The sequence below is a fragment of the Paenibacillus cymbidii genome, assembly GCF_004764705.1.
Lineage (GTDB): Bacteria > Bacillota > Bacilli > Paenibacillales > NBRC-103111 > Paenibacillus_AN > Paenibacillus_AN cymbidii.
This window is the reverse complement of the sequence record NZ_SHLX01000002.1, coordinates 475,931-492,527: the sequence shown is the minus strand read 5'-3', so window position 1 is coordinate 492,527 and position 16,597 is coordinate 475,931. Positions and strand designations below refer to the sequence as shown.

The 16,597-nt window shown below is 46.4% G+C and carries 12 protein-coding genes, 2 pseudogenes and 1 riboswitch; of the genes and pseudogenes, 12 read left to right on the top strand and 2 right to left on the bottom strand.

All coding sequences use genetic code 11. The features are described 5' to 3' along the window. Positions 1–223: 223 nt before the first annotated feature. The 9 genes and pseudogenes from fni to EXY20_RS05185 all read left to right on the top strand — a co-directional run bounded on the left by fni (position 224) and on the right by EXY20_RS05185 (position 10,953). Entirely contained in the window at positions 224–1,291 is a 1,068-nt protein-coding gene (fni, locus tag EXY20_RS05225) for a type 2 isopentenyl-diphosphate Delta-isomerase (RefSeq protein WP_135548357.1), read from the top strand. 2 nt (positions 1,292–1,293) lie between these two features. Beyond that, positions 1,294–1,665: pseudogene (locus EXY20_RS05220) on the top strand (TIGR02328 family protein); the annotation flags it as partial. A gap of 48 nt (positions 1,666–1,713) precedes the next feature. Continuing rightward, entirely contained in the window at positions 1,714–2,574 is an 861-nt protein-coding gene (locus EXY20_RS05215; protein ID WP_135548463.1) for a phytoene/squalene synthase family protein, read from the top strand. Between the two features lie 23 nt (positions 2,575–2,597). Then, the gene (locus EXY20_RS05210; protein WP_135548355.1) at positions 2,598–4,094 is read left to right on the top strand and encodes a phytoene desaturase family protein; all 1,497 of its coding nucleotides are present in this window, start codon (positions 2,598–2,600) and stop codon (positions 4,092–4,094) included. Next, entirely contained in the window at positions 4,087–5,484 is a 1,398-nt protein-coding gene (locus EXY20_RS05205) for an aldehyde dehydrogenase family protein (RefSeq protein ID WP_135548353.1), read from the top strand. The genes EXY20_RS05210 and EXY20_RS05205 overlap by 8 nt, the downstream gene beginning before the upstream one ends. Positions 5,485–5,518: 34 nt before the next feature. Continuing rightward, positions 5,519–6,004 carry a glycosyl-4,4'-diaponeurosporenoate acyltransferase CrtO family protein gene (locus tag EXY20_RS05200; RefSeq protein ID WP_235885360.1) on the top strand — a complete coding sequence of 162 codons (486 nt, stop codon included), beginning with the start codon at positions 5,519–5,521 and terminating at the stop codon, positions 6,002–6,004. A 17-nt stretch (positions 6,005–6,021) separates the two neighbouring features. Further along, a complete protein-coding gene (locus tag EXY20_RS05195) occupies positions 6,022–7,548 on the top strand; it encodes a phytoene desaturase family protein (protein WP_135548351.1) in 1,527 nt (508 codons plus the stop codon). Between the two features lie 46 nt (positions 7,549–7,594). After that, positions 7,595–8,710 (top strand): glycosyltransferase family A protein, encoded by a 1,116-nt coding sequence (locus EXY20_RS05190; RefSeq protein WP_135548349.1) that lies wholly within the window; start codon positions 7,595–7,597, stop codon positions 8,708–8,710. 20 nt (positions 8,711–8,730) lie between these two features. Beyond that, a complete protein-coding gene (locus tag EXY20_RS05185) occupies positions 8,731–10,953 on the top strand; it encodes an MMPL family transporter (RefSeq protein ID WP_135548347.1) in 2,223 nt (740 codons plus the stop codon). 123 nt (positions 10,954–11,076) lie between these two features. Next, a riboswitch (cyclic di-GMP riboswitch) is annotated at positions 11,077–11,132 on the top strand. A gap of 375 nt (positions 11,133–11,507) precedes the next feature. Here EXY20_RS05185 and EXY20_RS38790 read toward each other — a convergent pair. Continuing rightward, a complete protein-coding gene (locus EXY20_RS38790; protein ID WP_167858999.1) occupies positions 11,508–11,678 on the bottom strand; it encodes a hypothetical protein in 171 nt (56 codons plus the stop codon). A 291-nt stretch (positions 11,679–11,969) separates the two neighbouring features. Next, a complete protein-coding gene (locus tag EXY20_RS05180; RefSeq protein WP_135548345.1) occupies positions 11,970–12,167 on the bottom strand; it encodes a hypothetical protein in 198 nt (65 codons plus the stop codon). Between the two features lie 59 nt (positions 12,168–12,226). On the opposite strand from EXY20_RS05180, the pseudogene EXY20_RS05175 reads away from it, so the two are divergent. The 3 genes and pseudogenes from EXY20_RS05175 to EXY20_RS05165 form a co-directional block, all read left to right on the top strand. Then, positions 12,227–12,778, top strand: a pseudogene (locus tag EXY20_RS05175) (IS4 family transposase); the annotation flags it as partial. 487 nt (positions 12,779–13,265) lie between these two features. Next, a complete protein-coding gene (locus EXY20_RS05170; RefSeq protein WP_235885369.1) occupies positions 13,266–14,774 on the top strand; it encodes a helix-turn-helix domain-containing protein in 1,509 nt (502 codons plus the stop codon). Further along, positions 14,771–16,582 (top strand): cache domain-containing sensor histidine kinase, encoded by a 1,812-nt coding sequence (locus EXY20_RS05165; RefSeq protein WP_135548340.1) that lies wholly within the window; start codon positions 14,771–14,773, stop codon positions 16,580–16,582. Before EXY20_RS05170 ends, EXY20_RS05165 begins: the two co-directional genes overlap by 4 nt. The last annotated feature ends 15 nt before the right edge of the window (positions 16,583–16,597 follow it).

Sequence of the window (16,597 nt, the reverse complement as noted above, 5' to 3'; positions counted from 1 at the left end):
ATTCACTCTTCGCGTCCGGAACGCGTATGTATAGTTTTTGTTTAGATATAATATAGCAAATGCGATTGGATTTTGTAAACTACTCGAAAAATATCATTTGTTATTGTGGTTCATGACCGTGATTTAGGGGAAAACAATGATAGACAGATAGACAGATAGACAGACCTAATGAGGGTATGTATAATTATTGTATAGCATATTGGGCCGTTCCAGGGGGGGTAAGATGACAACAGATCCTGAAACCTATGAAAGAGAAACAGAATCAGACACGCTCAAACGAAAAGATGAACATCTGGATATTTGCTTGCATGAAGATGTTCAGGGATTAGGAGATGGAACAGGCTTAGACCGTTACCGCTTTCGCCATAATGCCCTTCCTGAACTGGACTATTCCGCAATTGACACATCTACGCAATTTCTGGGACGGAAATTACGGGTACCATTTATCGTCAGTTCCATGACCGGCGGGACGCTCAGAGCAGGTGAAATCAACCGTCGGCTGGCTGTTGTTGCCCAAGCCAAGGGATGGGCGTTAGGGCTTGGATCGCTAAGAGCCGCAATAGAAAATGTTGAAGCTGCGATGACTTTCCGCGTTCGGAAGCTGGCTCCGGATATCCCTATCATTGCCAATATTGGCGCGGTGCAGCTTAACTATGGCTTCAATGCGGAGACATGCAGCCGCGCAGTTGATATAGCAGAAGCGGACGGCCTTGTCCTTCACTTGAATTCGCTTCAAGAAGTTATTCAAACCGGCGGTAATACAAACTTTAACGGATTATTGTTACATATAGAGAGAGTGTGTCGATTGTTGACTGTCCCGGTCGGAGTGAAAGAGGTAGGCTGGGGAATCGACGGGAAGACAGCTCGACTGCTGGTTGATGCCGGCGTGCAATATATTGACGTTGCAGGTGCGGGAGGTACCTCTTGGAGTCAGGTAGAAAAGCTGCGTTCCTCTGACCCGATGAAAAAAGCGGCGGCGGAACTATTTGCCCAGTGGGGGATTCCAACTGCCGAAAGCATTAAGGAGGTTCGATCCGCCTTGTCTGATATTTTTATGATTGGCAGCGGAGGCATAACCAACGGACTGCAGGCATCCAAGGCGTTGGCACTGGGGGCGAATCTCGCTGGCTTCGGACGCAGTTTGCTTGAGGCGGCTCATGAATCTGAGGAAAGCCTGGCGCTTGTTTTCGAACAAGCCGAATTGGAGTTAAGGATCGCCATGTTTGGGATAGGTGCTGCAAATATCCAAGAGCTTAGGGGTACCGACCGCCTGGTGCCGGTTAGGAGTTAACGATGAGATTATGGCACGAATCGCTGATTCCATTATTGCCGAGACAACAATTGCTTGGACAGCATCGGGAGTGCTGCGCTTTACGTGGAAAGGGGTGGGGAAAGTCTCATTCTACGGTGAATTATGTTTTTGCGTATGCGCCTGAACGACTTTTTTCTTACCATGCTGTGGTGATGGCCGAAATGAAGAGACGCGGATTTTCCGTAGATAAACTGTGGGAGAATCCCCTTTATCGCGGCAAGCAATGCGAGCCTTATAACGCTAACCACTCCAACGAGTTCACGCAATGGGACGGTCCTATTTATCCTGAACATAATCGGGCGTATTTGGTGGAATGTTTGGACAATCTCCTTTCTAAAGGGATTCAGATCGAGTTGGAGGGGATTTCCATCGGGTACCCACAGGGTTGGGAGGTGGTCAATATGGATACAGAGCCTATGCAAGCCGATTTTGCTTATTGTGAAGCCATTATTAAGAAACATTCCAAAAGCTTTTACTACGCTTTTTCACAACTCCCCGTGGAAAAAGCAAATGCTGTCTATGCCATTTACGCTTTTTGCAGAACGGCAGATGATTGTGCAGACTCAAGCCAACCGCATCTTGAGAAGCTGGCGTCTCTGCATCGATTAAAGAAAGAACTCGATTTATTCAGGGATCATGCAGAAGTGGATCTTCCACTATGGCGTGCGCTTAGGCAAGTTTTTACTACATATGATATGGACATCCAACCCTTTTACGATCAACTGACCGGGCAATGGATGGATATGAATTTTGCCATTCCGAAAACCATAAGTGAGCTTGAAAGCTACAGTTATTATGTAGCTGGCTCAGTAGGCTTGATGCTGCTGCCAGTCCTGGCTTCAAAAGCTGTTGCCGATTTGCGTCCATCAGCGATTCATTTGGGAACCGCGATGCAAATAACGAATATCCTGCGCGACATCGGCGAAGATTTCCATACCAAGCAGCGGATCTATTTGCCCAAAGAAGAAATGGAGCGATTCCGATATACCCCGGAGGATTTGAGACATGGCTTCATTAATGAGAATTTTGTTCACCTATGGGAGAAACTCGCCAAACGCGCAGAATCTTTATACGACCTTTTCTACAGTAGCATAGATCTCTATGACGATGACAGCAAGATGCCGCTCTTACTGTCCGCTGGCGTGTATAGAGGCATATTGGACGCAGTCAGAAGCAATGATTATGACTGTTTCTCCAAGCGCAACTTTGTAAGCAAGGAAAATAGGAATAAAATCAGCGCTGCTGTTTCCAATTGCTCCTAAATGGCTGAAAGGTGTTGTGTGAATTGTCGAAAAATAAGAGCGTGTTGATCATCGGAGGCGGGCTTGGCGGCTTGTCGGCTGCCATATCTCTGAGGCAAAGCGGATATAGCGTTTCTTTATACGAACAGAACAAGCATATTGGAGGTCGATTGAATCGGCTCGAGCAGGATGGCTTCGGCTTTGACCTCGGCCCCTCCATTCTGACGATGCCGCAAATCTTTCAAAAACTGTTCGCTGCCAGCGGTAAAAATATGAACGATTACGTCCCCACGGTGAAACTGAATCATCAATGGCGATCTTTTTTTCCAAGTGGCAATATCATCGATTTGCATGAAGATATTGGAGAAATGAAAGCGAAGAATCCATCATTGAATGAGCGGGATATTATCGAGTACAAGAATGTACTTGAATACTCAAAAAAGCTTTACGATATGACGGAGCTCGGGTACTTTAAGCATGGTGCCGACAATACGAAAGATATCGCACGATATAATGGAGTGCTTAATGCGCTGAAAAACTTTGACTTGTTTTCTACCGTACATAAGTCCATTGCGAAACGGATAAGCGATCGGGAGCTGCGGGTCATGCTCTCCTATTTCACCAAATACGTCGGTTCTTCGCCATATGATGCACCGGCTGTATTGAATATGATGATCTACATGCAGCATCATCAAGGCGTATGGTATGTCCCTGGCGGGATGCATCTGCTCGCGCGCGGGTTGGTGCAGTTGGCGAAGGAAATAGGCGTGTCGATTCATACAGGAAAACGAATTGTTCAGCTCGACAAGAAGGAAGGCAACATTACCGGTGCAGTGCTAGAAGACGGGACGAAATTGTCGGCAGATTACTACATTTCCAATATGGAAGTCATTCCGTTTTATGAGCAACTGTTGCAGGAAGAAAAGCGTTTTATCCATAAGTTGAAAACGAAGTACGAACCAGCAAGCTCAGGGCTTGTCATACACCTGGGTGTCAAGAAAATGTACCCGCAGCTTGCTCACCACAATTTTTTCTTTGCAGAAAATATGAAAAAGCAAATGGATAAAATATTTCACCGTCATGAATTACCGGATGACCCGGTCATTTATCTGGTGAATGTCAATAAAACGGACCCTTCGCAAGCGCCTACAGGGCATGAGAATGTAAAAGTATTGCCCCATATTCCATACATTCAGGATAAGCCGTTTACACAGCAAGACTACGATCGTTTTGCAGAACGGGTGTTAATTAAATTAGAAAAAATGGGGCTTGATGGTTTGCGTAATCACATTGTGACAAAGGACGTATGGACACCGGAAGACATTAAACGGGTTTATGGTTCCGACCGTGGTGCCATTTACGGCACTTTATCGGATCGCAAAAAAAATAAAGGATTCAAGCATCCAAAGCAAAGCACGCGCTATGACAATCTTTACTTTGTCGGCGGAACGGTAAACCCGGGAAGCGGAATGCCCATGGTTGCATTAAGCGGCCAGCAAGTACGGGATATCATCGTGCGAAGGGATGCGGACAATGGCTGAACAGGGTAGTACTGTGCTGCAGGCATTATTGGAAAAGCAGCAAGAAGATATTCTCCAAAACGCCGTCCCTACAGTGAGAGAGAGAAAGAAAACGCTTCTGCAGTTGAAACGGATGCTTGTAGACCATGAAGCTGCATGGATCAAAGCGCTAGTCTCTGATATGCGAAGGCCAGCATTTGAAGCCTTCTCATTCGAAATAGCACTCCTGTTGAATGAGATTGATTATGTATCTCGGTCTTTGAAAGGTTGGATGCGGTCAGAGCGTTCCGGTCATATCAAATTCGGGTACATCGAAGCTATTCGCAAAAAGCGGAGCCCTTACGGAAGTGTACTCATCATCAGTCCATGGAATTATCCGCTCCAGCTCGCATTAATGCCAGCCATCAGCGCGATCGCAGCCGGAAACCGTTGCGTGATCAAACCGTCGGAGTACGCACCGGCAACAAGCGAGCTGCTAAAAAAGGTGATCAGTCAAACCTTTGCACCTGAAGTACTTACCGTTGTTACCGGAGATATCCATACTGCAAAACAATTAACTTCACTGCCATTTGATCTGATTTTTTTTACAGGGAGTCAAGAGACTGGAAAGGCAGTATCCGAGCAGGCTGCCAAACGGCTTACCCCTGTAATAGCAGAGCTAGGCGGAAAAAATCTCTGTATATTGGATGAAACTGGGTACTCGCCTGGGGCCATTCGAGAAATCGTCTGGGGTAAATTTCTCAACGCAGGACAAACCTGCATTGCACCCGATACGCTATTTGTACACGAATCGATATACGAAAAAACACTTTCGGAAATTTCAGCAGCCCTTTTGTCGTTTTACGGGGAGCATGCTAAGGAAAGTAAAGACTATGGCAGGATTTGCAATCCAGGACACTTTCAAAAACTGCTTCATGTCATCACACAGGGAAAAATCAGGTTTGGGGGCGAATGCGATGCGGAAAATTTATTCATTGCCCCTACAGTATTAACAGATATACCTTCCGGGAGCTCCATTTTGCTTGATGAAATTTTCGGTCCCATACTCCCTGTCATTTCCTATGCCAGCCTGGAATCTTTATTAAATCAACAGGCGATTCAGCGTGATGCATTGGTTGCATATATCTTTAGCAAGAACAAGCAACACATCCGGCTAGTCGAAAAACATATGCGATCGACAACCATCAGCGTCAATCAAGTCATCCAGCATGGTGCTAATCCTCATGTTGCTTTTGGCGGCGTTGGGCGTAGCGGACATGGCAGTTATCACGGCAAGGCGGGTTTTCAAGCTTTCAGCTACGAAAAGACAGCGTACAAAGTGTATCGCTACTTGCATGTACCCGGCAAATTTCCGCCTTATTCCGATCGGAACCTGCAAATTGTGAAGAAGTTTAGAAAATGGCTTTTATAAGAAAAGAATATCGAATGATTACAGGAGGATTGCCGTGCCGCCTATATCGTTACCGGTCATATGGACGGTATGCATTGACATCTTCGCCTGGGCTTTTTTTCATGTAGTCGTGGCTGTTTTGTGCTTGAAACTGCCTCTGGCGTTCTTTTTAAAGGATAGGATCTGGTTTAGACTGTTCGTCTGGGAAAAATCCGGGAAGTTATGGCAACGGTTATTTCGCGTTAAAAGATGGAAAGGACGTCTCATCGACGGGACTGTGATATTGAAAAAAGGATACGGTAAAAAGAAATTGCACGGCACCGGCATAAGTGACTTGAAAGTGTTCGCTGCGGAAACCAAACGGGCGGAGCTGACTCACTGGCTTTCTATCGTGCCCGCTCCCTTGTTTTTCATATGGAACCCCGTATGGGCAGGTTGGGTCATGATCCTCTACGCAGTGATGTTCAACTTGCCATTCATCATTGTACAGCGGTACAACCGCGGACGCATTGATGCGATTACATTATCGACTAATAGATAGGGAGGGGAACATTTCAGATGGGCAAAAAAGTCATTGTTATCGGTGCAGGTGTCGCCGGACTTGCTGCTGCAATAAGATTACAGCATGACGGATATCAGGTCGAAATCTATGAGAAAGAATCCTTGCCAGGAGGGAAAATGAATCGAATTGAAACGGGTGGCTACAAATTTGATTTAGGGCCAACGATCGTCATGATGCCGGAATTGTACAGGGAGATTTTTGAGCTTTGCGGCCGCAATCCGGACGATTATATTCCCATGGAGAGATTGGACCCGATGTATCGGGTTTACTACAGTGATATTCCCGAAGAACCTTTTGATATTTCCTCCGATCTTGTGGAATTGGCAAAGACGATTGAAAGAATTAGCGAAGAGGACATGGAGGGGTTCTTTCTCTATCTGAACGAAATTTATAAACGCTTTATGGTTGCCAAGAACAGCATTATTCAAAGACCCTTTCGTAAATCTCGCGATTTCTATAACGTGGCCATGTTAAAGAAAGCTCTAAAACTGAAGACGTTGGACACTGCAGATCATTTTATGAGCAAATATATAAAAAATGAACGGCTAAAGCAGATGATCAGCTTCCAGACCTTGTACATTGGCATTTCACCTTTTAAAAGTCCTTCGTTTTACACCATGATTCCCATGTTACAATTTTTATATGGCGTATGGTTTATTAAAGGCGGTATGTATACGATGGCTCAGTCTATGGAGAAGCTTTTCAAAGAACTGGGCGGTACCATTCTCTACAACAAAAGCGTGCAGGAAATATGTATTCAGAACCGAAAAGCGACTGGCATTATCGTAGACGGGCAGAATGTCTCTGCGGATTTTGTGGTATGCAACGCGGACTTCCCCTATGCCATGAAAAACCTGGTGAAAGACCATACAGCTAAAGGTAAGTACACGGACAAAAAGATCGATAAAATGAAATACTCCTGCTCTTGTTTTCTTTTGTATCTGGGCATGAACAGAAAATATGAGGAAATAGAGCACGTTCATCATTTTATTTTTAATGAAGATCTTAGAAAAAATCTGCATGATATTTTTGCCGGGAATAAACTGACGAATGCTTCGTTTTATGTATATATCGCATCGAAGATGGATGCTTCGCTTACTCCCGATGGAAAAGATGGATTATACATATTGATGCCGGTTTCCAATCTAGCCACGGCTAAGTATCCCTGGAATGAGGAAACGATTCGTGAGTACCGATCCTATATTTTAAATACGTTAAAAAAAATACGCGGGTTTGAACATATCGACCAAGAGATTGTCACGGAAACTTGCATTACACCGCTCGACTTCGAGTCGAAGTTCAATGCTTATAATGGCGCCACTTTCGGTCTGATGCCAGTCTTGGCTCAAAGCAACCATATGCGCCCGCAAAGCAAAGCCAAAGATTGTGAGCAGCTGTACTTTACCGGAAGCAGCACACATCCGGGCGCAGGAGTTCCGATTGTGCTGTTGTCAGCCAGAATTACCGCACAGGAACTGATTCATGACGACCAGGGGATTGTATACGACTATTCCGGGAAGTGAAGAATGGACGAGTAGAATCATGTTCTAACATGGAGGAGGAAATTCTATGCCAGGCTCAGAAGGAATCAATCTCATGATCGGTTTTCTGGCTGTTCTGGTCGGATTCATGATGTTCCGGTCTTTGCCGCTTCTTCAAGCCACGGATAAAAATAATCGTTTACCGTATGTATCCATCATTATACCTGCCAGAAACGAATCAGGCCGGATTTCTCCTCTGCTGCAATCCTTGCAAGAGCAAACCTTCCGGTCATTTGAGGTTCTGGTTGTTGACGATCATTCTACCGATCATACTGCAACTGTTGCAGAAAGCTTCGGTGCAAAGGTTCTACAGAACAGAGCAGTAGACTCAGGGTCAGGGAAATCTATGGCTTGTTGGCACGGAGCGCAGCACGCTAAAGGAAAATGGCTCTTGTTTTTAGATGCAGATACATCTTTCACAAGTACGCACAGCCTATTTAATTTACTCAATTTCTATCAACAAAAAGGTGCTAAAGGGATTTTATCTTTGCAGCCCTATCATACAATGCGTCGATTATATGAAAATCTATCGGCGATTTTTAACATTATTGTCATTGTTGGAATGAATGTATTTACTTTCTGGGGGCCCAGGTTCAAAACCGCAGGCTCTTTTGGTCCGTGCCTATTATCCGATAAAGACGATTATTTTTTGACAGGGGGGAATCAAAAAATTCTAGGTGCCGTAATGGATGACCTGGCACTCGGACAGGCCTTCCTTGATAAAAACCTTCCTGTTCATTGTATGGGGGGGAAAGGGGTAATCACTTTTCGCATGTACCCGGAAGGAATGAAAAGTCTTGTAGAAGGTTGGTGCAAAAGCTTTGCTGTCGGATCAAAATCAACTCATCCGATCGTGATGATGATGACCATCATTTGGATTTCCGGAAGTTTTATCAGTACCGGGGCACTCCTATCTTCCATGACGGCAAATCCTCCTGCAGCCATCATATTCAGCGGTATATTGTATATGGCATATGCCGTGCAAACTCTGCTATTTGCCCGCAGATGCGGCAATTTCAGTTGGGGTATCTTTTTGCTGCATCCGATTTTGTTTTTATTTTTCACAGCCATATACGCTTATTCTTTATTCCGAACGTACATCCTGCGTTCTGTAAAATGGAAGGGCCGTAAAATAGACGTGTAATGAAGGAGGATAATAGAAGAATGACGGAAAACATGCTAACGATTTCACGATGGTTTACAGGCAAATGGAGTCGGTGGGCTACGTTATTAGTCTGGTTAACGACCGCTGCACTGATGAATGTGCTGCTACCGTCAGTAAACAATGAGGAAACAAATAACGCACCCAACCTGGCGGACAGCAAGCCGTCTGTCGTTGCGGAAGCCATAGCAAACCGTGAATTTCCCGCAGGGGGAGATGTTCCCGCCCTCCTTGTTTGGCACCGTAGCGGGGGTCTTCTTGACAACGATCTGTCGCGCGTGCAGGAACTTTCTTACAGGCTCACGAAAACGCCCGTACTCCACCAAACTAATATCCCCCCCTTGCATCAAATGCCATTGGCTGGCTTGAAAAGCCAACTGTCCAAAGATGGAAGCACGCTCGTGACGCCTGTCTTTTTTGATAAAAACGCCGATACGGAACAATTAAAAACAGGCACGGAGCAGTTAAAAAAAGAGGTGAGGGAGTTGTTTGGCGCCGATCCGTTTGCTGTGCCTATGGGTCGAGCGGAAGAACTGAGTGCGCGCATGACCGGGCCGGTCGGCATTCAGATCGACGCGACCGGATTATTCCAGAACGCGGATGTTACGCTGCTGCTTGCCACGGTACTGCTCGTACTTTTACTGCTGCTATGCATTTACAGGTCGCCGATCCTGGCTTTGATTCCGCTTGTCGGGGTTGGTTTTGCCTATAGTGTCATCGGGCCGCTGCTGGGCTGGTTGGCACACACAGGATGGATCAAAGTGGATTCGCAGGGCATTTCCATTATGACCGTGCTGCTATTCGGGGCGGGAACCGATTACTGTTTGTTCCTGATTGCCCGGTTTCGGCATTTGCTGAAAACGGAAGGCGGCAAGATTCGCGCGCTTCGCAGCGCATTTTCAGGCGCGGCGGGCGCCATCGCCATGAGCGGTCTTACCGTTGTCCTTTCCATGCTTGCTCTGCTCACAGCCGAATACGGAGCGTTCCACCGATTTGCCGCTCCATTCAGCATCGCGATTCTGGTTATGGTGCTCGCCAGCTTAACGCTAGTGCCGGCCCTGCTTGCGATCATCGGCCGCGCCTCCTTTTGGCCCTTTATTCCCAGGACGGATGAAGAACAGGAAGAATGGATGAAACGCAAAGGCAAACCGATCATATCGGGAAGGCGAGTGTCAGCACCGCGCTACCGAATCGGCAACTTTGTCGTAAAGCGCCCGATACTGATCATCATCGTCAGTATGATCCTTCTTGGCACTCTTGCAGCGTTTACAAGTCAGATTCGGTATACGTACGACATCTTGTCCTCATTTCCGAAGGATATGGCATCCCGCGAAGGGTTTCGGCTGATCGGCGAACAGTTTTCCGAGGGAGAGCTTGCGCCGGTTCAATTGATCGTAGATACGCAGGGCAAACCGACTTCGCTTGCGGAAGATGTGAAGCTGTTGCCATACGTAACTGCTGTTGCAGAACCGAAAATAGGCCGCGTCAATGCTGACATTCTTGCCTATGAAGTCACGCTGAACTTGAATCCGTATTCCATCGACGCGATGAAGCGCGTGCCTGAATTACGTGCCGCGGCGGAACGTTCGCTAAGCATGGCAGGCGTTGACAATCCCGGGACAAGGATCTGGGTTGGCGGGCAAACAGCAGAACAATATGATACGAAGGTTACCGGCGATCGCGACACGCGGGTCATCATTCCCATTGTCATCGGTATGATCGCGCTGTTGCTGCTGCTCTACTTGCGCTCAATTGTCGCGATGCTATACTTGGTACTGACCGTTATTTTGTCCTATTTTTCAGCACTCGGTCTGGGATGGCTTGTTTTGCATTACGGGTTTGGAGCCGATGCCATACAGGGGGCAATACCGCTATACGCGTTCGTCTTTATTGTCGCACTTGGAGAGGATTATAATATATTCATGATTTCGAGTATTTGGCAGAAGCGCAGAACGATGCCACTCAAGCAAGCGATTCGCGATGGTGTCGGGGAGACCGGATCCGTCATTACATCGGCAGGTCTTATCCTTGCGGGCACCTTTGCGGTACTAGCCACACTGCCGATTCAGGTGCTTGTGCAATTCGGCACTGTAACGGCTATTGGCGTTTTGCTTGATACCTTTATCGTCCGGCCCTTCCTTGTACCCGCGATAACGATGATTCTTGGCCGCTGGTCCTTCTGGCCAGGCGAGCACAAAGAAATCGTAGAACGCGCAGAGGCGTAAACAACGGTGGCTTTTTTTGCTAGATTTGAAGCTGACTTCCGCTAGATCAGACAGTAAAGTAATAGAAGGCTGCTATTCCAGCATTCACAATTTGATTTGAATTTCTGTTGAATGGCAACAACATATGGAAAACGGCAAAACTGTCGAAAGGCAGTGACGCAAAGCCACGGGTCTTCTCACTGTTCAAGTCCGGGAGGCATTCCCGCCATAATCGAGCGTCTGCTCAGGCTCTTGTACGACGGCTTCCTCGAGCTTTACCACACCCTCACGTTGTGAATGATCGTTTTCTTGCAACCAGATTGATTTTACACGCTCGTTGATAGACTGAGGTAATGAAATAAGCCGCGGAATATCAGGCTCCGCGGCCTCGTTTTCACCTATTTATACGGCTTACCGTTGACTGACTGGCCAGGTAATTGTCAAGTTGCTCGAACGTGCCTTCAAACCCTTGAGCAACCCGCGTTACCCATGAACGCAAGAATGGGACCACTCGTTGAAGGACCTCCTGCTAGATAAGTCGAAGCGATTCCGCCGACCAGGAGGTACAAAAGGTACTATTCCCGCGGCGCAGCGACCTCTTTCGATTTGCGTTGGAGTAAATACTCCTGCATAAGTCGATCGCGCTCTTTCCGTTCTGCTTCGTTTTGTGGAGGGATTGCAAGAACGCCATTGCCGGCTTCAGACAATTTTTCAAATGCGTCCACCATTTCTTTTTCGTTGGTCATTAGGCTTCACCCTCTCTGAAGTATCGGTTAACCAATTTTTTAGCCGCGCTGGTCTCGATAGTCATTAAATGTCCGCCGATCCTAACTGCGCCTAATTTGCGATTATTCCCTCAAATCCGAGATCAAAACTGACTATACAAGCAATTGCAAATAAATGGGCACCGACCCCGACGAAAACTTGGGAAGCTGACCCAACATTCCAAGGAGCACTTTCGACCAAGAAAACGTCGACATATCCTTGTGCGACCTCGAAGCTGATAAGTCCCTGAATACCATCGGAACCTACAACCATCAGCCTGTATACGCGACGATTGGGTGAAGAGAATTCCTTTTTCCAATCGAAATTGCCCCACCTTGCTCCTTTGTCAATCGATTCAGGTCGGATTTCTTCAAGGTTTCGATGATTGTCGTATATTCTTCCCCGGATTCCCGATGAATCAAACACGGGGTCAGTTCGTCAATTACAACTTCGATTTCGTTACGATTCATCATTGCATCCTCCATGATTTATTTTAACATAAAAACTGCATTCGGAGCTGAAAGCAAATGCGGCAGCAAGTGAAAGGAACAAGGGGATTTTGCGCTCCATCCGTACGAAGCTGTCTCCGGGGATACCCGTCACTATCGTCTTTGTGCGCCACCGCTCGAACAAGAAAGAATGGCTCGCCATGCTATGCACCGATCTCACACTGCCCGAAGAAGAGATCATCCGAATCTACGGAATCCGCTGGGACATCGAAGTGTTTTTTAAATGCGCCAAATCGTTGTTGCGTCTGCAGAAGGAGTTTCAGGGTCGTTCTTACGATCTGCTAATCAGTCACACGACGATTGTCTTCTCTCGTTACATATTGCTGGCATGGCAGCATCGACAAAGCACCGACAACCGTACGCTCGGCGGCTTATTTCATCTGCTCTGCGATGAAGTCAATCAATTGGATTGGGCGGTTGCTCTGAAGCAGCTAATTGAAATTCTTGAAGATGTGGTTAAGAAAGCGAGCAAGAAAATCACAACACTCATCCAAACACAACTTCAACAATGGATTGCCGGTTTGCCCAGTTACATCAAGGCTTATCTGCCGAAATTAAGCTGCGAAAGTTGAGTTAATTGAGCTAAAGGTTTTTATTATTTATTGGCGTATGACAAGCCGAAGGCAGGGTGCCATATGAAGAAAACACCACAGTGGGCGACGATCTTCCGCTGTTCTGAATACATGCCAAACCTTCCATGCGCCTGCGCTGCGGAACGCTGCCGCTCGGACGCTCTGCGCGGCGCCGCCTTCGAGCAGCGCGGCGAGTGTCCGAGAAGGAGCTGCGACTGCCGAGCCCCCGCCTCGTTTAAGCCGCAGCTTAAAGCCGTGGTCGCCGCCGGTGTGAAAGCAGAACGCGACGTGCTCCGCCCCGATATACCAAGGTGCGACTTCGAAGCTTACAAGTCCCTGAATATCATTGGAACCTGTAATCAACTACATGGTAAACCTGTAAGCAGGATACTAGCCGAAAATAACGAATTATGTTATTTTGAAAGCACCTTGTCAGAGATAGATTCAAAAGGTGTATTCCTTGCTTGGAGGGGTCACTTTGTACAAAGTGTTGATTGTTGAAGATGAAATGATGTTTAGAATGATGTTGAAAAGCTCTGTAAACTGGAGCAAGCATATGATGAAGGTCGTTTCCGATGTATCCAATGGTGCCGATGGATGGGCGATGTACCAACAGGTCATGCCCGATATCGTCATTACGGATCTTCGTATGCCGGTCATGGACGGCATGGAGCTGATCGGCAAAATTCGCGAATCCGCCGAGACTGCGCCCAAAATCGTGATTTTGTCTTGTTTGGATGATTTCGACATGGTACGCAAGGCATTGAAATATGGCGTATCTGATTATATTTTGAAGCTGACAATGACGCCGGAGGAAATGGAAGCCATTCTGATCAAGCTGGTGAATGAATTAGAGCAAGAAGGAAGAATGGTCACAAATGAAGCCCAAGTCGAAGGGGATCGCAAGTCATTTTCATCCGCCGAATTTATTAAAAGGGCCGCAGAGCTGCAGCTAAGATTGGATCCGTCTAAAAAAGTGGTCGGCGCATTGATGGAGATCGATGCTAAGGGCCCCATTTTCAAGCAGTCGGTATTGAACGTGTTGGATGAAATTATGTCCGGTTTTCGTTTGGGGGAACCGTTTTTTGACCATGATTTCCGTTATTTTCTAGTAGCAAACCTAGAGCATGCAGATGGTATGCTGCCCTTGCTCGAGCATATAAAAAAAGTGATGCATACCTACTTTAACGCCAACGTCACATTTGGGATCAGCCATGCTCACTTGGATCTTAAAGAACTGAGTGTTGTATACACGGAAGCCGTTTCTGCGCTGGAGCATAAGTTTTTTCGAGGCGCGGGTTCGTTTATCCAGTATGGAGTGAATGGATCGCCGGAAGCGTCGATCCCTCTATTGCATCATGGCGAAAGAGAATGGCTGCTCAATGAATCTGATCGATCGCTGATGTTTGACAAGCTTAGGAAATTAACAAGATTGCCCCCGGATGCGAAGCAGCAGGTCATTTGGTTTTTTCTGCAAGGACTGCACTGGGTTACGTTTTCTTTTCGCCTAACGGATGACACACTGAGGGAGCTTGTTTATACCTATTCAAAACGATTAACGGAAAGTGAAACTTTAGAGGAAACTATCGCATGCTTTGAAGCTTATATGAGTGAAATCAAACACCTGCGATCACAACACCATATAAGCAAGGAAGTCTCGCAAGTAATGGGATGGATTGAAAAGCATTATCGGGAAAACCTGAGTTTACAGCAAGGCGCCGAGATGGTTGAGATGTCATACAATTATTTTAGCATGCTGTTCAAGCGGGAAGCGGGTCTTAGTTTTATTGATTATTTGCAGCAGGTTCGTATAGAAAAAGCGAAAGGTCTTTTGTTAAAAACGAACAAAAAGCTTTACGAAATCATGGATGAGGTTGGATTTACAGATCAAAGCTATTTCAGCCGTACGTTCAAGAAGGCGGTGGGCGTAAGACCCAGCGAATTTAAGAGGATGTGGTTAAGGGGTGTACTCGTTGAGATGGAGGAAACGCAATGAAACGGTGGTTAAGGCCGGTTGGAAATGTAAAAACGCAATTAGTGGCAAGCTTTCTCTTATTGACTGTACTCATTGTAACAGCAAGCTTGGGTATATTTTATTTTCTGGTGCTCGATATTCTGCAGAAACGCTCCGAGGATTCTACCGTGCTCTTGTTTAATCAGGCGGAATACAGTATCGTGCAGTTTCGTTCCGAGATGGAGAAGCTGTCGAAGCTGATCCAGGTGGAACCGGCGGTTCAGAATTATTTGGAGGAATTTCCCGAGCTGCAGGGGTTCAGTCTTATGGAGCTTGAGGTTACGGTTAGTCGAAGGCTATCCCAAATACTGAATAACTATACCTTTCTTGATTCGATATACCTGTATAATCACGATGCAGGCAAGGTGATAGAAATTATGAAAAATCGCGAGCTGGTCACGGAAGACGATAAGTTCTTCGGCAGTTCGTTATATATGCTGGGCAAAGAAAATTATCCAAGGCTGGAGTGGACGGGGGCTAATCCGGCATCCTTATTCTCGATTTATGCATACTCGGACACCGCGATGACTACGCCCACAATCCTGTCAGCAATCCGCGGGATTAAATCGTTGAATGGCAAGGAGCAATCCGGAACCCTTGTTCTGAATCTGAATGAACAGGTGTTGGCGAATATTTTCGGAACGCTGTATACTTCGCCGAAGTCTAATATTTATATCACCAATACGGATGGTGTGATTATATCGGATCGCAACAAGACAAATTTAGGAACAACCAGTTTATATTTCCACGATATACCCGCTAATCAAAGCCACGGCAGCTTTACCTCGGAAGCAGATGGCACGAAGAAACAAATTGTCTATTATGCTGTTAGCAATTCGGGATGGACACTGATTAAGGAAATCCCCTTTGAAGAGTTTCTGAAGGACACGAGAATGATTCAATGGAGTGTGCTTGGCTTAATCATTGTCAGCACCCTTGTTTCGTTTATACTTGCGTTCTATTTAATTAAAGCGTTAACCAGTCCGCTGCGAGAGCTTTCGAATGCGATGATTTTGTTGGAAAAAGGCGAGCTGGGGAGTACGATTTACTCCTTGCCGAACAATGAATTTGGCAGGCTGGGGCGACATTTCAATCGAATGTCCGCCAGTATACTCAAACTGGTGGAGGATAACAAACGAATCGAGAATGAAAAGAGCCAGCAGGAAATGAATGCCTTGCAAGCTCAGATTAATCCCCACTTTTTGTACAATACTTTGAACTCTTTAAAGATGATGGCGCAGATGGTACAGGCATCTCATGTAGCAGAAGGCATTACTACCCTCGGTGTCATTCTCAAAGGGATTTTTAAAGCGGATGGGCCGCTCTGTTCGTTGGGGGAGGAGGTTGAGTTTACACAGAACTATGTGAAAATTATGAATTACAGGTTTGGAGAGCGAGTAACCTATGTGGTTGATGTGCCGGAGGCGCTCCTTTCGAGCAAGGTAGTAAGATTTTTGTTGCAGCCCATTCTCGAAAACGCCTTTCTGCACGGTTTTACAGAGGAGTTTTATACAGGGGTTATACGATTAGAAGCGCATGCAGATGAGGGAAATCTGGTCATTCTCGTTTCGGATACCGGCAAAGGAATGAACGACGCAGAACTGAACAGCGTAAGAGCGCGAGTGGCAGAAGAAAATATAGGGATGGTTCATTCAGGCAAGGGAATTGGATTAAGGAATGTATACCACAGAATGAGACTCCATTTCAAAGGGGCTTGCAGCCTTCATATAGAAGCTTCGCCCGCAAACGGGACGACGATCACCATTGTTATGCCATTAGGGCGTGTCTGAAAACCCGCTCGAGGT